This window comes from Micromonospora chalcea, from assembly GCF_002926165.1.
GTDB lineage: Bacteria > Actinomycetota > Actinomycetes > Mycobacteriales > Micromonosporaceae > Micromonospora > Micromonospora chalcea.
Genome location: NZ_MAGP01000111.1, coordinates 36751 through 55427 on the forward strand (window position 1 = coordinate 36751; position 18677 = coordinate 55427).

The 18677-nt window shown below is 72.2% G+C and carries 19 protein-coding genes and 1 tRNA gene; 9 read left to right on the forward strand and 11 right to left on the reverse strand.

Going from position 1 to position 18677, the window contains the following annotated elements; translation table 11 throughout:
* Positions 1–8: 8 nt before the first annotated feature.
* The 4 genes from BAW75_RS15185 (at position 9) to BAW75_RS15200 (ending at position 4108) form a co-directional block, all read left to right on the forward strand.
* Positions 9–488 carry an MSMEG_6728 family protein gene (locus BAW75_RS15185; protein WP_104113969.1) on the forward strand — a complete coding sequence of 160 codons (480 nt, stop codon included), beginning with the start codon at positions 9–11 and terminating at the stop codon, positions 486–488.
* Positions 489–715: 227 nt separating this feature from the next.
* The gene (locus BAW75_RS15190; protein WP_104113970.1) at positions 716–2260 is read left to right on the forward strand and encodes an FAD-dependent oxidoreductase; all 1545 of its coding nucleotides are present in this window, start codon (positions 716–718) and stop codon (positions 2258–2260) included.
* 54 nt (positions 2261–2314) lie between these two features.
* Positions 2315–3451, forward strand: a complete 1137-nt coding sequence (locus BAW75_RS15195) for a hypothetical protein (protein WP_104113971.1) — start codon at positions 2315–2317, stop codon at positions 3449–3451.
* Positions 3452–3667: 216 nt separating this feature from the next.
* Positions 3668–4108 (forward strand): HNH endonuclease, encoded by a 441-nt coding sequence (locus tag BAW75_RS15200; protein ID WP_043327959.1) that lies wholly within the window; start codon positions 3668–3670, stop codon positions 4106–4108.
* A gap of 75 nt (positions 4109–4183) precedes the next feature.
* On the opposite strand, the gene BAW75_RS15205 is transcribed toward BAW75_RS15200, so the two are convergent.
* Positions 4184–4807, reverse strand: coding sequence for a TetR/AcrR family transcriptional regulator (locus BAW75_RS15205; RefSeq protein ID WP_244206124.1), 624 nt, complete (start codon positions 4805–4807; stop codon positions 4184–4186).
* Between the two features lie 69 nt (positions 4808–4876).
* Here BAW75_RS15205 and BAW75_RS15210 point away from each other — a divergent pair, with 69 nt between their 5' ends.
* Positions 4877–5428: a peroxiredoxin-like family protein gene (locus BAW75_RS15210; RefSeq protein WP_069088737.1), complete on the forward strand. Its 552-nt coding sequence runs from the start codon at positions 4877–4879 to the stop codon at positions 5426–5428.
* A 54-nt stretch (positions 5429–5482) separates the two neighbouring features.
* Here the strand turns inward: BAW75_RS15210 and BAW75_RS15215 are convergent, their stop codons facing one another.
* Both BAW75_RS15215 and BAW75_RS15220 read right to left on the reverse strand, forming a co-directional pair.
* Complete coding sequence (locus tag BAW75_RS15215) at positions 5483–6250, reverse strand: enoyl-CoA hydratase/isomerase family protein (protein WP_069088738.1); 768 nt, start codon at positions 6248–6250, stop codon at positions 5483–5485.
* A 76-nt stretch (positions 6251–6326) separates the two neighbouring features.
* Complete coding sequence (locus BAW75_RS15220) at positions 6327–8726, reverse strand: M4 family metallopeptidase (protein WP_104113973.1); 2400 nt, start codon at positions 8724–8726, stop codon at positions 6327–6329.
* Between the two features lie 189 nt (positions 8727–8915).
* On the opposite strand from BAW75_RS15220, the gene BAW75_RS15225 reads away from it, so the two are divergent.
* Positions 8916–9347: a hypothetical protein gene (locus BAW75_RS15225; protein WP_043327954.1), complete on the forward strand. Its 432-nt coding sequence runs from the start codon at positions 8916–8918 to the stop codon at positions 9345–9347.
* A gap of 80 nt (positions 9348–9427) precedes the next feature.
* On the forward strand, positions 9428–10084 hold the full coding sequence (locus BAW75_RS15230; protein WP_244206125.1) for a type 1 glutamine amidotransferase domain-containing protein: 657 nt from the start codon (positions 9428–9430) through the stop codon (positions 10082–10084).
* 8 nt (positions 10085–10092) lie between these two features.
* Here the strand turns inward: BAW75_RS15230 and BAW75_RS15235 are convergent, their stop codons facing one another.
* From BAW75_RS15235 to BAW75_RS15260, 6 genes are all read right to left on the reverse strand, one after another.
* Positions 10093–10704, reverse strand: a complete 612-nt coding sequence (locus tag BAW75_RS15235) for a histidine phosphatase family protein (protein ID WP_043330878.1) — start codon at positions 10702–10704, stop codon at positions 10093–10095.
* A gap of 49 nt (positions 10705–10753) precedes the next feature.
* Positions 10754–11173, reverse strand: coding sequence for a VOC family protein (locus BAW75_RS15240; protein ID WP_043327953.1), 420 nt, complete (start codon positions 11171–11173; stop codon positions 10754–10756).
* Between the two features lie 35 nt (positions 11174–11208).
* Complete coding sequence (locus BAW75_RS15245) at positions 11209–11610, reverse strand: helix-turn-helix domain-containing protein (protein WP_187693841.1); 402 nt, start codon at positions 11608–11610, stop codon at positions 11209–11211.
* A 166-nt stretch (positions 11611–11776) separates the two neighbouring features.
* The gene (locus BAW75_RS15250) at positions 11777–12448 is read right to left on the reverse strand and encodes an HNH endonuclease family protein (RefSeq protein WP_104113974.1); all 672 of its coding nucleotides are present in this window, start codon (positions 12446–12448) and stop codon (positions 11777–11779) included.
* Between the two features lie 282 nt (positions 12449–12730).
* A complete protein-coding gene (locus tag BAW75_RS15255; RefSeq protein WP_051611341.1) occupies positions 12731–13558 on the reverse strand; it encodes a hypothetical protein in 828 nt (275 codons plus the stop codon).
* A 97-nt stretch (positions 13559–13655) separates the two neighbouring features.
* Positions 13656–13732: transfer RNA gene (locus BAW75_RS15260), tRNA-Thr, on the reverse strand.
* A gap of 364 nt (positions 13733–14096) precedes the next feature.
* On the opposite strand from BAW75_RS15260, the gene BAW75_RS15265 reads away from it, so the two are divergent.
* Positions 14097–15188, forward strand: a complete 1092-nt coding sequence (locus BAW75_RS15265; protein WP_043327950.1) for an ABC transporter ATP-binding protein — start codon at positions 14097–14099, stop codon at positions 15186–15188.
* Between the two features lie 58 nt (positions 15189–15246).
* On the opposite strand, the gene rlmB is transcribed toward BAW75_RS15265, so the two are convergent.
* The gene (gene rlmB / locus BAW75_RS15270) at positions 15247–16365 is read right to left on the reverse strand and encodes a 23S rRNA (guanosine(2251)-2'-O)-methyltransferase RlmB (RefSeq protein ID WP_104113975.1); all 1119 of its coding nucleotides are present in this window, start codon (positions 16363–16365) and stop codon (positions 15247–15249) included.
* The gene (gene cysS / locus BAW75_RS15275; protein WP_043327948.1) at positions 16365–17780 is read right to left on the reverse strand and encodes a cysteine--tRNA ligase; all 1416 of its coding nucleotides are present in this window, start codon (positions 17778–17780) and stop codon (positions 16365–16367) included. Before cysS ends, rlmB begins: the two co-directional genes overlap by 1 nt.
* Positions 17781–17843: 63 nt before the next feature.
* On the opposite strand from cysS, the gene BAW75_RS15280 reads away from it, so the two are divergent.
* Positions 17844–18491: an IclR family transcriptional regulator gene (locus tag BAW75_RS15280; protein WP_043327947.1), complete on the forward strand. Its 648-nt coding sequence runs from the start codon at positions 17844–17846 to the stop codon at positions 18489–18491.
* Positions 18492–18677: the final 186 nt, after the last annotated feature.

Consider the following 18677-nt stretch of genomic DNA (forward strand, 5'->3'; position numbering starts at 1 on the left):
GCACCGGCATGCAGACGTTCCTGCCGTATCCGGACTTCCTGGCCAGCGCCCGGACGCTGGACCAGAAGCGGCTGGGCAAGCAGCGCGTGGAGACGATCCAGGTGCTGCGCGGCCTGACCCGGCCGGACTACGGCTGGCGCAACCATCCCGCGGTGAAGATGTGGGCCGGGTACGAGGAGGCGCTGACCCGGTACGGGCTGGACATGTGCGCGGTGTGGTGCGAGCCCGGCCGGGCCGACACCTGCGCCGGCACGCTCGCCACCGACCTCGCCACCGCCTGCGGCATCGCGGTGATCCGCACCCAGGACGAGCTGGCCGCCGCCGGTGAGCTGCCGCCCTGGCTGGGCCGCGACGACCTGCACCGCAGCCACCGGTCGTCGCTGCTGCGCAAGGACCCGGTCCACTATGCGCGGCTGTTCACCGACGTCTCCCCCGACCTGGAGTACGTCTGGCCCCCCTCCGACCGCCCCCGCCACTGCCTCCCGTGAAAGGAAGGGCCCCTTTTTAACGCCTCCGGTAGAGGAAGGGCCCCTTGTTAACACCTCCCCCACGCCGCCGCGCGGCGCACTCGGCGCGCGGGCGGCCGGCGCGCGGCGCGGACGTAACCGGGCCGCCCGGCGTTAAGAAGGGCCCCCGCACATCCGTATGCGTTAAAAAGGGCCCCTTCCTTTCACCTCGGGCAGACTGGGGGGACCACCGACTGAAGGATGCCCCCGTGAGTCTGTCGCAAGTGGTAGGTCGCCTGATCGGCGTACGCGAGCACGTGGTGGACCCGGGCGGCGGTGGCGCTCCCCGCGTGTCGCGACCGGTCGCGGCACTGGTGGTCGGCGGCGGCATCGCCGGCATGTCGGCGGCGGTGGTGCTGGCCGAGCGCGGAGTGGCGGTGACCGTGCTGGAGGCCGCGCCGCACCTCGGCGGACGGCTCGGCGCGTGGCCGGAGGAGTTGCCCGACGGCGTCCAGCGCAACGAGCACGGCTTCCACGCGTTCTTCCGCCAGTACTGGAACTGGCGGTCGATCCTGCGCCGGGTCGACCCGGCGCTGGGCTTCCTCAAGCCGATCCCGGGCTATCCGATCCTGTCCGAGCAGTGGCCGACCGAGGAGTTCGGCAAGCTGCCGCCCGCGCCGCCGGCCAACCTGCTGGCGTTGCTGCTGCGCAGCCCCAGCCTGCGCCTGGCGGACCTGCGGTCGATGGACCGGGACGCCGCGCTGCCGCTGCTCACCTACGACCCGGCACGCACCTACGAGGAGTTCGACGAGCGCACTGCCGACGAGTTGCTCACCTCGCTGCGGCTGCCGGACCGGGCGCGGGCCATGCTGTTCGAGGTCTTCTCGCACTCGTTCTTCAACCACGAGGCGGAGATGTCGGCCGCCGAGATGATCGCGCAGTTCCACTTCTACCTGCTCGGCAACCCGGAAGGGCTGGCCTTCGACTGCCCGGACCGGGACTACGCGACAGCGATCTGGGAGCCGCTGACCCGGCACGTGGAGAAGCACGGCGGCCGGGTGCTGACCGGCGCTCCGGCGGCCCGGCTGGACCGTACCCCGGAGGGCTGGCGCGTCACCGGCGCGGACGGCGACACCTGGGAGGCGCCGCACGTGGTGCTCGCGGTGGACCCCACCGCGCTCGCCGCGCTGGTCGCCGCCTCGCCCGGCCTGGTCGCGGCGGCACCCGAGCTGGTGGCGCGGATGCCCGCGTTCGGCACGCCCGGGCCGCCGTACGCGGTGGCGCGGTACTGGATGGACGGGGACGTCCGCCCGGACCGGGCGGTGTTCAGTGGCGTCTCCCGGCAGCCCACGCTGGATTCGGTGACGCTCTACCACCGGCTGGAGGACGAACCGCGCCGCTGGGCCGAGCGGACCGGCGGCTCGGTGGTGGAGCTGCACGCGTACGCCTGCGAGCCGGACGTACCGGCCGACGAGCTGGCCGCGCGGATGCTGCGGGAGCTGACCGCGCTCTGGCCGGAGGTGGCCGACCTGCGGGTACGCGAGCTGCGCGCCCGGGTCGAGGCGCAGGCCCCGGCGTTCACGCCGGGCAGCCACGCTGGCCGTCCGGGGGTGGAGACCGACGCGGCGGGCCTCTACCTGGCCGGGGACGGCATCCGCACGGAGTTCCCGAGCGCGCTGATGGAACGGTCGGCGGCCACCGGGATCATCGCGGCGAACCACATCCTGCGCGCCGAGGGGGCGGCGGCCGAGCCGGTCCGCTCGATCCGTCCGCGCGGCCTGCTGGCCGGCAGGGTGGGCCCGAAACGGTCATAGAGGGGCAGAAACGGCTCTACGCTCGACTGATCCGGTGACACGGGAGGTCGGGCGGTGAGCACCGCGACGCGGGAGCGGCGCGACGAGGAGCACGGGACGCCACGGGACGAACGGACCGCGGTGGTCACCGCGCTGCGACTCGGCTGGTCGATGGCGGACGCCTACCACCACGCGCGGACCGCCGACCTGACCGACGGCGGGAACCGTCCGGTGGCCGCGCCGCCGAAGCTGTCGAACCTGACCGAGCTGGCCGGGTGGCACCGGCTCGGCATGTACCTCGACGGCGTGGACGTGGCGCTGGCCCAGATCGCGCCGCTGACCCCGGCCGGCCGTACCCTGCCGTCCACCGCCGCCGCCCGCCGCGCCACCGCCGCCGACCGGGAGCCGCTGCTGCGCGCGCTCGACGACCTCAACATCGACGTGCTGCGCTGGACGATGGCGACGAACCACCGGGTGGGTGTGGCGTACCGGCTCGGGCGCTCACTCGCCGACACCGTCCGGCGCGGCGACGCCGACCGGCTCCCCGGCCGGTTCGGTGGCCGGCACCTCCAGATCAGCAGGTGGCTGGACGAACTGGCGAGCGTGCTGCCGCCGTACTCGGCCGCCGTGGTGCGCCGCTCGCTCGCCGCCTGGGCCACGGCTGTCGGCCGGGCCACCGTCGGCGACCCGGGCGAGGCCGGTCTCGCCGACCTGGCCCGGGAGCTGCGCAACCAGGGCGACCTGTGGCAGGACGTGCTCACCGGCGGGCTGCATCCGCGCGATCTGCTGGACGAGGAGAACTGGGCGGTGATCGCCCGCAACGTCATCATCCGGGACCGGAAGCTGGTGGCGCAGGCGGCCCGGGGCATCTTCTGGCCGGTGCTGGCGCCCCTGCTGGTGGTGCTGCTGGCAGTGGTCGGCGTCAGCGCCGCCGCGGCGGCCGGCTCCCCCACCACCCGGGCGGCGGTGGCGCTCGTCGGCCTCGGCGCCGGACTGACCGCGATCTGGCGGTCGATCTCCACGCCGACGCTGTCGGTGGCCGCCGAGGTGAACCGCCCGCTGCTGGACAGCGAGCTGGTGGTGCAGATGACCGCCCGGATCGACCGGCCGCTCACCGCCGCGCGAAGCGCCGGACGGGCCGGACGGCAGCGGCGACCCACCGACGGCGGATCGAAATACGTTGCAGGCGTTTCCCGAATCGATCTACCGTGACCGCGCAAGGTCAACCACCGTTCCGGGAGCCGTCGATGTCGCTGCGATACGCCACCACGATGACGTCGTGGCTGCTCGGCGACGGCTGCCGGGAACACGGTCCCTGGCCCGGAGGGCACGACTGACGCGCGTCGCGCGTCCCCGTCGTCGCCGCCCGGTCCCGTGGACCGGGCGGCTTTTTCGTCGCCGTACCGCCGATCGTGAAGGGAGAGCCCGGTGGACGCCGTCCTCGTCATAAACGCCGACCTCGGCCCGCTGCACCGGGTCACCGTCAAGCACGCGATCCGGATGCTCTGCCGCCGGGTCGCCGAGATCCACGAGGCCGAGCCGGACCGGGTGATCGGCGTCTTCCCGCTGCCGCGGGTGGTCCGCCTCGTCCGGTACGTGGTGACCCGCTGGCGGTTCAGCGCCGGCCCGGCCTGGTCCCGGGCCGGGGTGCTGGCGCGCGACCGGCGGCGCTGCGCCTACTGCGACGGCGCGGCCAGCACGATCGACCACGTCCTGCCCCGCTCGCGCGGTGGCCGGAACACCTGGGGGAACACCACCGCCGCCTGCTACGCGTGCAACCAGCGCAAGGGCGACCGGACCCCGGCCGAGGCGGGCATGCCGCTGCGGCGGGCTCCGGTGACGCCGAGCTGGGCCGCGCTGGCGCGGTGACGGACGGCCGGCGGGCACAGGGGGCGGTGTCGGGGGTACGCCCCGGCGCCGCGCCCGCCGGTCCCACCAGTGCGCCTACCTGTCGAGACGCCGGGCCAGCCCGTCGAGCAGGAGGTCCAGCCCGCCGCCGAACTCGTCCTCCGGTACGACCACGCCGGCGTCGCGCGCGGTCGCGGCGAGCAGGGGGAACTCGTCGCGGGGCAGCGCCGCGATGACAGCCGTGCCGGGCCCGGCCAGCGCGCCGAGGTGTTCCATCTGGATCGCGCCGACCACGTAGCCGAGCAGGGCGCGGAACGCGATCACCCGTCCGGTGCCGGTGAAGCCGGCCCCGGTCAGCACCGCGAGCACCGCCTCGCCCCAGCGCAGGATCGTCGGCGAGCGGTGCCGGTACGCGGGGAGCAACGGCACCACTGCCGGGTGGAGACCGACCGCGCGGCGTACCCGCTCGGCCAGGTCCCGGATGCCGTCCGCCCACGGGACGTCGGGCGGCGGGTGGGTGTCGACCGGTTCGAGGACCCGCTCGACGACGAGCGCTTCCAACTCGTCGCGGTCGGCGACGTAGCGGTAGAGGCCCATCGTGCTGGTGCCGAGCTGCGCGCCGACCGCGCGCATGGTGAGGCCGGCGAGGCCGTCCCGGTCGAGCACCGCGAGGGCGGCGGCGGCGAGCTGGGCCGGGGTCAGGGAACGGGGGCGGGGCATGGCCTTGACAGCGTACAAGATACGCCTACGGTTGTAGGAGTACGTCGTACGCCTACAACGGGAGCGCGCATGGACGTCGTCACCCCTCGCCATCTCACCAGCGTGACCGGCGCCCAGGTCGCCCTGCCGGACCCGGACCGCCTGGTCCACCTCCAGTTCCGTCGCTTCGCCGGCTGCCCGGTCTGCAACCTCCACCTGCGCTCGATCGTCCGCCGGCACGCCGAGATCGAGGCGGCGGGCGTACGCGAGGTGGTGCTCTTCCACTCCCCCGCCGACGAGTTGCGCGAGCACGTCGCCGACCTGCCGTTCGCCGTGGTGGCCGATCCGGACCGGCGGCTCTACCGGGAGTTCGGGGTGGAGTCGGCGCGGCGGTCGCTGCTCGACCCGCGCGCCTGGCTGCCGATCCTGCGCGGCGTGGCGATCAGCACCTGGTACATCCTGCGCGGACGGGAGCGGTCGCCGTCCCTTACGCCGCACGGCGGCCGGTTCGGGCTGCCGGCCGACTTCCTGATCGCGCCGGACGGGCGGGTGCTCGCCGAGAAGTACGGCGAACACGCCTCCGACCAGTGGTCGGTGGACGAACTGCTGGCCCAGGTCAGCCGGAGCCGGTCGGCGCGGTGACCGCTGGATCGCCGGTCGGGACGTACCCGCCGAGGGGTGCCGGGCAAACGGCGGTCAGTGGGCGGTCGGCGGGGTCCAGCCGAAGCGCGGCGGGCGGCGCTCGTTCATGGCCGCCACCCCCTCGCGGGCCTCGCCGCTGTCCCGCACCTGGCCGTGCCACCACGCGAGCCGGTCGGCGTCGGCGCGCCCGTCGACGATCTCCTTCGCGGCGGCCACCGTGAGCCGGGAACGCTCGGCGATGGTGGCGGTCAGCGTTGTCACCCGCCCGGCCAGCTCCCCGGCCGGCAGCACCTCGTCCACCAGGCCGATCCGCAGCGCCCGCTCGGCGTCGACCAGCTCGCTGCTGAACAGCAGGTGCTTGGCGGCGGACGGACCGACGAGCGCGGCCAGCCGGCGGGTGGTCGGCGCCGGGTAGACCAGGCCGAGCCGGGCCGGGGGTACGCCGAACCGGGCCTCCGCCGAGGCCAGCCGCAGATCGCAGGCGACGGCGAGCTGGCAGCCGCCGCCCACGCAGGCACCCTCGATCGCGGCCACAGTGGGACGGCCGAACGCGGCGAGCCGTTCCTCGGCGGCCACCGCGATGCTGCCGTCTCCGGCGGCCAGCAGCTCGTCCAGGTCGCCGAGGTCGGCCCCGGCGCAGAACGTGCCGGCCGCGCCGGTGAGCACCAGCACCCGTACCGCCGGGTCGGCCTCCAGGCCGTCGAGCAGCACCGGGAGCTGCCGCCACATGGCCGGGGTCATGGCGTTGCGCCGGGCCGGGTTGTGGATGACCACGGTTGCCACCGGGCCGTCCACCCTGACCGTGAGTTCCGCGTCGGACATGGTGCGACCGTAACGGGCGGGGCCCGGCGGCCACCCGCGTGGGGTGGCCGCCGGGCCCCGGGGTCGGGCGGTCAGGTCAGGAGACGTTGACAGCGGTGTCGTCGAGCACGAACGACGTCTGCAGGGAGACGTCCTCGGTGCCGGTGAACTTCAGCGTGACGGTCTGCCCGGCGTACGACGCCAGGGAGAACGACTTCTGGCTGTAGCCGCTGGCCTTGTTCAGGTTCGAGTAGGTCGCCAGCGTGGCCAGCACCGAACCGGAGGAGTTGAGCACCTGCACGTTCAGCTTGTCGTACTGGACGCTGCTGGTGGTCTCGGCCGAGTCGATGTGCAGCCAGAACGAGAAGGTGTACGCGGAGCAGCCGCTCGGCAGGCTCACCGACTGCGACAGCGAGTCGGTGCGGGTGCTGCCGTAGCCGTTCAGCCAGGCGTTCCACGTACCGGTGCGGGTCGGCTGGCCCTGCGAGCCGTACTGGCCGATCACGCCGGAGGTGGAGGTCCAGACCGTGTTGCCGGACTCGAAGCCCGGGTTGCCGAGCTTCTGGCCCGCGCCGGTGCAGCCGCCGCCGGTGCCGTTCACCGTCAGCGAGAACGTGGCGGTCTTCGTGCCGGACGCCGCGCTGCCGGTGACGGTCACCGAGTAGGTGCCGGTCGGCGTGCTGGAGCTGGTGGAGATGGTGAGCGTGGACGAGCCGCCCGAGGTCACCGAGGAGGGGCTGAACGACGCGGTGGCGCCGGTCGGCAGGCCGGACGCGGAGAACGTCACGGTCTGCGCGCTGCCGTTGGTGGTGGCCGTGGCGACGGTGGCGGTGACCGAACCGCCCGCGGTGACCGACCCGGCGGTCGGCGAGAGCGAGACGGAGAAGTCGTTGCCGGTGGAGCTGCACGGCGCGTCGTTACCGGCGACGTTCACCGCGGTCCAGGCGGCCTGGACGGTCTTGTACTCGGTGGAGCAGTTGCCGTACAGGTCGGTGGCGGCCCGCAGGGTGTACGCGCGGGCGGTGTTGGCCGGGTTGCTGGTGTTGACGTACGAGGTGTTCGAGGTGAAGTACACGTCGAGCGCCCGGTACCAGATCTTCTCCGCCTTGGTGCGGCCGATGCCGGTGACCGCCGGGGCCGAGCCGCAGACCGGCGAGGTGCCGTACGCGGTGGCGCCGGTGCCCTCGGCGAGGTTGAAGAAGAAGTGGTTGCCGACGCCGGAGGAGTAGTGCACGTCCTTGTTCTTCGTGCTGGTGGACCAGCAGGAGTCGGACGAGCCGTCCAGCGACGGGTTGTACATGTAGCGCAGCGGCGTACCGTTGCCGTTGATGTTGATCTTCTCGCCGACCTGGTAGTCGCCCGGGTCGCTCGGCGCGGCGGCGTAGAACTCCACCATGTTGCCGAAGATGTCGCTGGTGGACTCGTTCAGGCCACCGGACTCACCGGAGTAGACCAGCCCGGCCAGCGCCTCGGTGACGCCGTGGCTCATCTCGTGGCCCGCGACGTCCAGCGAGACCAGCGGGCGGGAGTTGCCCGAGCCGTCGCCGTAGGTCATCTGGGCCCCGTCCCAGAAGGCGTTGACGTAGTTGTTGCCGTAGTGCACCCGGCTCGGCACGCCCTGGCCGTTGCCGAAGATGCCGTTGCGGCCGTGCACGTTCTTGAAGTAGTCGAACGTCTTGGCGGCGCCGAAGTGGGCGTCCACGGCGGCCGACTGCCGGTTCGAGGTGGCGCCGTTGCCCCACGCGTTGTCCGCGTCGGTGAACGTGGTGCAGGTGGAGGTCCCGTTGTTCATGTCGCAGGTGCGGCCGTTGCCGCGTACCGGGTCGATCATCTGGTACGTGCTGCCGGAGAGCGTGGTGTCGATGGTGACCGAGCCGGTGTAGATGCCCTGGCCGGTGCCGGCCACCGTCTCGACCTCGTCGTACGAGCCGATCACCTTGCCGGTGGTGGCGTCGGTGACGACGTGCAGCTTCGACGGGGTCTGCTTGTCCGCCTTCCAGCCCGTCGCGACGGTCTCCCAGGCGAGGCGGCCCTTGCCGCTGCTGGCGTCGACGAACAACTCCGGCGTGCCGACCGAGGTGAGCGAGCCGGAGAACGTCTTGCGGGCGCTGGCCTTGGCCGCCTCCGCGCCGACCTTCGCGGTGGTGCTCAGGGTCAGCGGGGCGTCGAGGCTGACCGACGCGCTGGTCATGGTGCCGTTGGGGGCGGTGTGGATGACGAAGTCACCGCCGTACACCCGGAGACCCTGATAGGTCCGGCTGTACCGGGTGTGCGCCGCCCCGGAGGGGTCGACCTTGGTGCGGACGGCCTGATAGGCCTCACCGCCGGCGCCCTTGACGACGCCGGGGTTGGCGCGCAGCAGGCTCGCGGCCTTGGCCGCGGCCGAGGTCTCGGGGCTGGGGGCGGTTGGCGCTGCCGCTTGCGCCGAGGTGGTGACGCAGGCCAGCACGCTGCTGGTGAGCAGCGCTGCGCTGACGGCGGCGACGGATCTTTTCACGGGCCCTCCTGGAAGGCGAATGTTGTGACGGGGGTAGTCACTGATGTAGATATAGCGATACATCGACGAACGTGAAAGAGGCTGGCGGGAACCCGCCGGAGACACTGACCGAACGGATGAGGAGGACCGGTGGACCGGAACCGGGTGGTCCCGTCGCGCGTCCGAACCGGTATGAGAGCTGCCCCCGCCGTGGCGGCCGTCGCCGCCCTTCTCGTCCCGCTCGCCGGCTGCGCCCGCACCGACGCGCCACCCGTCGTCACGGACGGGCCCTCGCCGCTGGCCACCGAGGTCGTGCTCGTGAAGTCGGGCGGCATCGCCGGGCTGACCGACACCGTCCGGGTCGGGCCGGACGGCCACTGGACCCGCACCGACCGCGCCGGCGCCTCCCGAGAGGGGCAGCTCGCCGCGGAGAAGCTCACCCGGCTGCGGCAACTCGCGGCCGACCCCCGGCTGGCCGCCGAAGCCGCCGTCACCGCACCGGCGACCATGTGCGCCGACGCGTTCAGCTACCGGCTCACCGTCGGGCCCAACCAGGTCAGCTACGTGGACTGCCCGCCGCAGGCCACGCCGCCCGCCGTCACCGCGCAGGTGGTGGACCTGCTCAACGGCGCCACCGGCTGACCGGCGCCGACTTCAAACCCGTTCCGGCTGTGACATCGGCCTACGGCCGGCCGGCCGGCGGCGGGGCCAGCATGGAAGGCATGACTCGCGCACTCATCGCCCTGACCAGTCACTCCGAGCTGGGCCGCACCGGCCGCTCGACCGGCTACTACGTCGGCGAGGCCGCCGAGCCGTGGGAGGTGTTCCGGGCCGCCGGCTACGACGTCGACCTGGTCTCCGTGGCCGGCGGCGAGCCGCCGGTCGACGGGCGGGACGAGAACGACACCACCCAGAACGACTTCCTCGCCACCGCCGGCGTCACCGACACCCCGAAGGCCGCAGACGTCGACCCGGCCGGGTACGACGTGATCCTCTTCGCCGGCGGTCACGGCACCATGTGGGACTTCCCCGACGACCCCGACCTGGCCCGGATCGCCCGCTCGGTCTACGAGCGCGGCGGTGTGGTGGCCGCCGTCTGCCACGGCCCGTCGGCGCTGGTGAACCTCACGCTCACCGACGGCTCACGGCTCGTCGCCGGCAAGCGGGTCGCCGGGTTCACCAACAGCGAGGAGGCGGCCGTCGGCCTCACCGACGAGGTGGCGTTCCTGCTCGCCGACAAGCTCACCGAGGCGGGCGCGCAGCACGTGCCGGCGCCTGACTTCACCGAGCACGTGGTGGTCGACGAGCGGCTGGTCACCGGCCAGAACCCGCAGTCCGCCCGCGCCGTCGCCGACGCCGTGGTGAAGCTGATCGCCTGAGCGCCGGATCAGAACCGGTAGTCGTCGGGCAGGCCGGTGGCGCGCAGCTCGGGTGGCAGGTGGGCGACGTCGTTCAGCGCGACGAGCGTCGGCGGGCCACCCGAGCTGTACCGGATCACGGTGAGCCCGCAGTTCTGGTGGTTGAGCCCGATCCAGCGGTGCGGCGGCGCCTCCAGCGCGTGCAGCACCAGCCAGGCGACCAGGAAGTTGTGGGTGACGACCAACTCGCGTACGTCACCCTCCGCGGGGGCGGCGGCGAACCGCGCCACCGCCTCCGCGGTCACACGCGGTCCGTCGCGCCGCTCCCGCTCGGTGAACCCGGCCAGGAACTCCGCGTACCGCTCGGGCAGGCCGGCCGGGTCGGTGTCGTGCGGCACGTGGTCGCCGGCGCGGTCGTCCTCGCGTACCGGAACACCCGGCAGCGACGCCGCGACCAACGCGGCGGTCTCCGCGGCCCGGCGGGCCGGCCCATGGTGTACGGCGGCGAAGCGCGTGCCGCGCAGCCGCTCACCCAGCAGCGTCGCCTGCCGCCGGCCGCGCTCGGACAGGCCGGTGTCGGCCTCCTGGTCCGGGCGGTCCTGCTCGCCGTGGCGGACCAGGTAGAGCAGGCGGCTGGGCATCGGCGCCTCCACGGTCGGGGACCGCGAGACTAGCCCGCCGCCGCGCCGTTCACTGCCCCTGGCGCATCTGACCGATCCGGATCCGGTTGCCGAACGGGTCGCGGATGCCGAAGTCGATCCCGTACGGCCGGTCGGTCGGCTCGTCGGTCACCTCCACACCCTTCGCGACCAGATCCGCGTACGTCTTGTGCGCGTCGTCGGTGGTGAAGAAGAGGAACCCGCCCGCGGCGCCCTTGGTCAGCAGCTCCCGGACCTGCTCGGCGGTCTTCGGGTCCAGGGCCGGCGGGCCCGGCTTCTCCAGCAGGATCTCCCGGCCCGGGTCACCCGGCACGTTCACGGTGAGCCAGCGCATGAAGCCGAGATCCTGGTCGGTGCTGACCTCCAGGCCCAGCTTCCCGACGTAGAAGTCGAGCGCCTCGTCCTGGTCGAGCACGTAGATCTGCGAGCGGGAAGTCGAAGTCATCGTCATGCCGACGACGCTAGAGCAGCGGCCTGACCTGCTGCTTATCCAAAACTGCTCGGTCTGGTCCAGGACTTGGCGAAGCAGCTCGGCACGTCCGGCGGCGCGGCCCGGCGACGCCGGAAGGCCGAGGGCGACGCACCGACGATGCCGTGGAACGTCCGGCTGAACGTGCCGAGGCTGTTGAAGCCGACGGCGAGGCAGATGTCGGTGACGTCGCGGTCGGTCTCCAGTAGCAGGGCCATGGCCCGCTCGACCCGGCGGCGTTGCAGGTAGCGGTGCGGGGTCTCGCCGAAGGTGGCCCGGAAGGTACGGATGAAGTGCGCCTCGGACACGTGGGCGATCCGGGCCAGCGCGGCGATGTCCAGCGGCTGCGCGTACGCCCGGTCCATCGCGTCGCGGGCCCGCAGCATCGCCCGATTGGACTCCTCGACCGCTCTGCTCACGCCGTCCCCCCGCCGGCCAGCCTACCGAGACGTCGATCGTCAGCACGGCCGAGGCACCCTGACCCGTGCCACCCGTTGTCGGCCGCCCCGCCCGGCGGAAGACACCGTCCGGGGCGGCCCTGGTGTGCGCGCTGCTGTCATCCGGCCCGAGCGACGGCTCCTGCGATCACGAGGCGCAGGTGTTGAGCATGCTCTGCAGTGCTGACTTCTCGGATGACTGGAGCGTCAGGCCCCAGTTGTACTTCACGGTGATCCACATCTTGCTGTAGGTGCAGCGGTACGACGTCAGCGGCGGCTGCCACGTCGAGGGGTCCTGATCGCCCTTGGCCTGGTTGACGTTGTCGGTGACCGCGATCAGTTGCGGGCGGGTCAGGTCGTTGGCGAAGCTCTGCCGGCGGCTCGTCGTCCAGGAGTTGGCTCCTGACCGCCACGCCTCCGCCAGGGGCACGACGTGGTCGATGTCGACGTCGGAGGCGGCGTACCAGGTCGCACCGTCATAGGGGCTGTACCAGCGGCCTGAGGTGGCGGCGCAGGAGCTGCTGACCACGACGGACGTGCCGTCCCGCTTGAGGACCTGCTCGCGGGTGTTGCAGGTTCCGGTGATGGTGATCCAGTGGGGGAACAGGTCCCGCGAGTAGCCGGACATTGAGCCCTGTGCGGCCACTGTCAGCGCGTTGAGCTGCGACTGCGCCGTCGCCTGGGAGGGGATGCCGGGCGGGGTGGCCGAGGCCGGCTGGCCGTTCACGGCGGCGAGAACAGCGCCCGCGAGGGCGGCGACAGTGATCGCGGCGGCACGGCGCCAGGCACGCGGGGTGAGGGTGACGGGCGTGATCGGCATGACGGCGACCTTTCGTCGAGGAAAGTGACAGCAACCTTCCCTGACGATCATGTCCATCGATCATCGTCCCTGTAAAGTACAGCTGTCCGGTTGTCGAGCATCGAGCCGCCCCGCACCGCCGACGCGCCGACTCCGCCGGCGTCACTCAGGGCAGCGGCGGCGTGACGGTCGCCGTGGCCCTGACCGTGGTGGGCGCGACCGGCATGTTCCTCACGGACCAGGGCAGGTCAGCTGACCTGCGGTGTTGTCGGCATCTTGTCCGGAGTGCGAGGTACAGGTCCGTTAGCTGCCGTCCACCGGGTCGTCGTACGGCGGCGACACCTCGTCGTTCCAGGAACGTTTCACGTAACCGCCGGTGAGATCTTGGAGCTGTAGGTTGACCTCGATCAGGGTGTTGACTTCCTGGAGCACCTCGTCGAGATCGTCGAACGTGACCTGGAACCGGCGGTCGTAGGCGGCCATCTCGGGGATGCCATAGTCCTCGGCGACCTCAGCGGCCTCAGCGACAATCCGTGGCCCCGCGTCGAAGGTCACCTCCAGCTGGGGACCATCGGACCATTGGACGGTGAATCGGTCGCTCTCCTCGGCCACCACCATCGACTTCAGGCGCTGCACGGCGTCGGCAAGGGTGACGGACCCGGTGAAGTAGACCCGGAACCCATCGCGCGGCCAGAGGTGAGACGAAACGGGATCGTCCAACAGCAGATCGACCGCGGCGTCGATCCTGGACTCAGCTTCGGTCAGCGGCACACCCAGTTGCGAAACATGGGCGACCAGGCCCGTCGCGTCCGCTACCACGTGCCCGATCCGGTACATGGTCCGGACGAGCCCTTCAGCATCCACGTCACTGCCACTGGGCCAGAACGGCAGATTGATGGCCGTCTCACCGGACCGGTAGCGCACCGTAATGCCGCTGGGCTGGTGCGTCAGCGTGCGGCTCGGGCCGTCCTCGCCCAGAACCACCTCGCCGACGACGTCCCGTACGCCGGAAACGATGGCGTCCCATGCCTGCGAGTCGGACGGCTCACCCGCACCCTTCCGTTCGCCGTCCGACGCCTTCAGCGAGGGCTGTCCGACGGGCTCGGGTAGCAGGATGAGATCAAGAGTCATGGCCGTCAGGCTAGGGCCTGTGACGGGCGGTCGTGACCCTCGTTGCTGTCATCCGGGCAGATCGCAGCGGCTGCCGCCGCGAAATGCCTGATGGAATTGGAGCCCCCGGCCGGGATCGAACCGGCGACATCTCGCTTACAAGGCGAGTGCTCTGGCCAGCTGAGCTACAGGGGCGCGTGCGTCGGGCTCAGCATAGCGACTGAGCCCCGGAAATCCCGCCTCGCAGGGCTCCCGAGCACGGAAAACGTCGGCATCCCGACCGGTGCGGCCGATGGATCATCGCCCGGGCGCGCTCCCAGCGGGGAGATTGATGCCTCGCAGTGCCCTGCTGACCGTTATGCGTATGCCGTCCATCCCACCCGGAGCGACACGTCTTGGCACGATCGCGAAAGCCGTTTACCGTGCAGTGACACGGACGACACTCCGGCGGGCTTCGGCTGCCTGAGCGACGACCCCGTTGGCCGGTGCCTTGGGCGCCGGTCGCTCCTTCACTCGGATCGTCCGGCACGTTCCTGCCGGTGAAAGGAAGCGCTCCATCATGGCTACGGTCACCTACGCGAAGGCGTCCCGGATCTACCCGGGCACCGAGCGCCCCGCCGTCAACCAGCTCGACCTCCAGATCGGTGACGGGGAGTTCCTCGTCCTGGTCGGTCCGTCCGGCTGCGGCAAGTCCACCAGCCTCCGGATGCTCGCCGGCCTGGAGGACGTCGACGACGGCGCGATCTACATCGACGACCGCGACGTCACGCACCTCCCCCCGAAGGCCCGCGACATCGCGATGGTCTTCCAGAACTACGCCCTCTACCCGCACATGACGGTGTACGAGAACATGGCGTTCGCGCTCAAGCTGCGCAAGACCTCGAAGTCGGAGATCGACCGGCGGGTCAAGGAGGCGGCCGGGCTGCTCCAGCTGGAGGAGTTCCTCAGCCGCAAGCCGAAGGCGCTCTCCGGTGGTCAGCGCCAGCGTGTCGCCATGGGCCGCGCGATCGTCCGCGAGCCGCAGGTCTTCCTCATGGACGAGCCGCTGTCGAACCTCGACGCCAAGCTGCGTGTCCAGACCCGTACCCAGATCGCCTCGCTGCAGGCGAAGCTGGGCGTCACCACCGTGTACGTCACCCACGACCAGGTCGAGGCCATGACCATGGGTCACCGGGTGGCGGTCATGCTCGACGGCGTGCTCCAGCAGGTGGACACCCCGCGGGCGCTCTACGACACCCCGGCCAACGTCTTCGTCGCCGGCTTCATGGGCTCCCCGGCCATGAACATCAAGACGGTGAAGCTGACCGAGCAGGGCGGCGCGTTCGCCGAGATGATCGTGCCGCTGACCCGCGAGCAGGTCCAGGCGGCCAGCGCCGAGGGCGGCGACGGCAAGGTCACCGTCGGCTTCCGGCCGGAGGACTGCGACCTGGTCAGCCCGTCCGAGGGCGGCATGCCGGTGGTGGTCGAGCTGGTCGAGGACCTGGGCTCCGACGCCAACGTCTACGGCCACGCCGCGCTGGAGGGCCACAACGAGCGGTTCGTGGTCCGTACCGACCGGCGCAGCATGCCGAACATGGGTGACACCGTGTTCGTCAAGCCGCGTACCGGCCGCAGCCACGTCTTCCACTCCGCCACCGGCCAGCGGATCTGACGTACGCGAGAAAAGGGGCGGCCCGCCACGGCGGACCGCCCCTTTTTCGTACTCTCGATCAGACCTCGACGGACCGGCGGCGCGCGACCTCGGCCAGCGTGACGGCGGCGGCGACGCTCGCGTTGAGCGACTCCACGTCGGAGACCATCGGGATGCTGACGGTCAGGTCGCAGGTCTCGCCGACCAGGCGGGACAGGCCGCGCCCCTCCGAGCCGACCACCACGACGAGCGGGCCGACGGCGGCCTCCAGGTCGTACAGGTCGGTCTGCCCGTCGGCGTCCAGGCCGACCACGACGAAGCCGGCGTCCTTGCACGCCTTGAGCGACCGGGTCAGGTTGGTGACCTGGGCGACGGGCACGCGCGCGGCCGCGCCGGCGCTGGTCCGCCAGGCGGTCGCGGTGATCCCGGCGGCACGCCTTTCGGGTACGAACACACCCTGCGCGCCGAACGCGGCGGCCGACCGGATGACCGCGCCGAGGTTGCGCGGGTCGGTGACGCCGTCCAGCGCGACGAGCAGCGGGGCGGCCTGTTCCAGCGCGGCGGCCACCAGGTCGTCGAACGGCTCGTAGACCAACAGCGGCACCTGGAGGCCGACGCCCTGGTGCAGCACCCCGCCGGTCATCCGGTCCAGCTCGGCGCGGCTGACCTCCAGGATCGCGATGCCCCGGTCGGCGGCGGTACGGACGATCTCCTTGACCCGGTCGTCGACGTCGATGCCCTGCGCGGTGTAGAGGGCGGTCGCCGGCACCTGGGTGCGCAGCGACTCCAGCACCGGGTTGCGCCCGACCAGCAGCTCGGGGCTGTCCTTCGCCGGGTTGGCCTTGCGGCCCGGCGCGACCCGGGGGCCGCCCCGGCCGGCCGGCTTTCCGCCCCGCCCCTTCGTCGTGGGCGTGCCCCGGCCACCGCCCTTGCCCCAGGTGGTGTCCTTGGTGCCGGGCTGGCCGATCTTGGGGGCGCGGCCCTCCTCGGCGGCGGCGCGGCGCTCCTTCTCCTGCTTCCAGGCGGTGCGCTGGGGCAGCTTCTCGGTGCCCGAGTACGCCTTGTGCCACGGCCGCTCGTCGGCGGGCAGCGTGCGCCCACGCCCGGCGAGGGAGTCCTTGTTCTTGCCGCCGGTGCCCTTGGGGGCGCCCGCCTTCGGTGCCAGTCGCCGGCCTCGGCGCTGTGAGTTGCCGGCCATCAGTCCTGCTCTCCAATAGTCCAACGCGGGCCCTGGGGGGTGTCCTCGACGACCACGCCGGCCTGCTTGAGCTGGTCGCGTACGGCGTCGGCGGCGGCCCAGTCCTTGCGGCCGCGGGCCTGCGCGCGCTGCTCCAGGGCCAGCGCGATCAGGGAGTCCACCACGCCGCGCAGGTCGTCCGTGCGGCCGCCGCCGGTCCAGGCCGGGTCCAGGGGGTCGACGCCGAGGATATCCAGCATCGCCCGGGTGGAGGCGAGCGTCGTGCGGACGGTCACATCGTCACCGGCGGTCAACGCGGTGTTGCCGTCGCGGACCACCTCGTGCAGCGCCGCGAGCGCCGCCGAGGTGTTGAGGTCGTCGTCCATCGCGGCGACGAAAGCGGCCGGCAGGTCGCCGGGCCGGCCGCCGCCGACCCGCTCGGCCGCCCGCTGCACGAAGCCCTCGACCCGCCGGTACGCCACGGCGGCCTCGCGCAGCGCGTCCTCGGAGTAGTCGATGCGGGACCGGTAGTGCGCGGCGACGTAGTAGTAGCGCAGCTCCACCGGGCGCACCCCGAGCGAGGCCACGTAGTCGAGGTCGAGCGTGTTGCCCAGCGACTTGCCCATCTTGGTGCCACCGATGCCGAGCAGGCCGTGGTGCACCCAGTAGCGCGCGAACGGCAGGTCGGCGGCCTGCGACTGGGCGATCTCGTTCTCGTGGTGCGGGAACGTCAGGTCGAGCCCGCCGCCGTGGATGTCGAACTCGGGGCCCAGGTAACGCCAGCACATGGCCGAGCACTCGATGTGCCAGCCGGGCCGGCCACGACCCCACGGCGACGGCCACGAGGCGTCGGCCGGCTCATCCGGCTTGACGCCCTTCCAGAGCGCGAAGTCTCGCGGGTCCCGCTTGCCCCGGTCGGGGGCGTCACCGGCCGGCTGCATGTCCGCCGGGGACTGGCCGGACAGCGAGCCGTACGCCGGCCAGGAGGCCACGTCGAAGTAGACGTCGCCGGAGCCGTCGGTGGCCGGGTAGGCGTGACCGGTCTCGATCAGCCGGGCGATCAGCTCGTGCATTTCCGGGACGTGCCCGGTGGCCCGCGGCTCGTACGTCGGCGGGAGCACGTTGAGCGCCCGGTAGGAGGCGGCGAGGATCTGCTCGTTCGTGTACGCGATCGACCAGAACGGCCGGTCCTGCTCCATCGCCTTGGCCAGGACCTTGTCGTCGATGTCGGTCAGGTTGCGGATGAACGTGACCTCGAAGCCCTTGTCGAGCAGCCAGCGGCGCAGCACGTCGTAGTTGACGCCGGAGCGAAGGTGGCCGATGTGTGGCGGGGCCTGGAGCGTGAGACCACACAGGTAGACCCCCACCTTGCCGGCTTCCCGCGGGACGAAGTCCCGCACCGATCGGGTGGCGGTGTCATACAGGCGTAGCGTCACCTCACAAGGGTAGCCGTCCGCACATTTCGAGGTTGGCCGGAGCCGGGTCGTACGCTGCGTGCTGTGGACACGGCGGCGCGCACGGGAGAGACCGCACAGACCCTGGACCGGGGTCTGCGCCTGCTGCACCTCGTCGCGGACGCGCCGGGCGGGCTCACCGTCACCGAGGCGGCGCACCGGCTGGGCATCGGCCGCGCCGCGGTCTACCGGCTGGTCGGCGCGCTGACCGGCCACGGCATGCTCCGCCGCGACGGCGAGGGTCGGCTTCGCATCGGCGTGGGCGTGCTGCACCTGGCCCGCCGCGCCCAGCCGCTGCTCGCCGAGGGCGCGCTGCCGGCGTTGCGCCGCCTCGCCGAGGGCACCGGGGCGACGGCCCACCTGACCGTGGTCGAGGGCGGCGAGGGGGTGGCGCTCGCGGTGGTCGAGCCGAGCTGGACGTCCTTCCACGTGGCGTACCGGACCGGCACCCGGCACCCCCTGGAGCGGGGCGCCGCCGGCCGGGCCGTGCTGGCCGGGCGGGCCGGCGATCCGGGGCCGGTGAGCACCAGCGGTGAGCTTCAATCAGGCGCGTACGGGGTGGCGGCGCCGGTGCTGGGTGTGCCCGGCCTGGAGGGCAGCGTCGGGGTGGTGTCGCTGACCCCGCTCGACGTGGCGGACATCGGCGCCCAGGTGACGGCCGCCGCCGAGGCGGTCGCCACCGCGCTCTCCTGACCCGCGCGCGCCCTTTACGCCAGCTCGGCGAGGTGGCTGCATCAACGCGCCCCGAACCCCACCACCTCCCCGAAATGGAGTCGATCAAGGCAGCCCAGAACACCGTGCGGCCATACGGTCCAGCCCACCCCAGGGCCCTGACGCCACTACGCCGAAGTGGCTACGTCAGCGCACCCGAGCCGACCC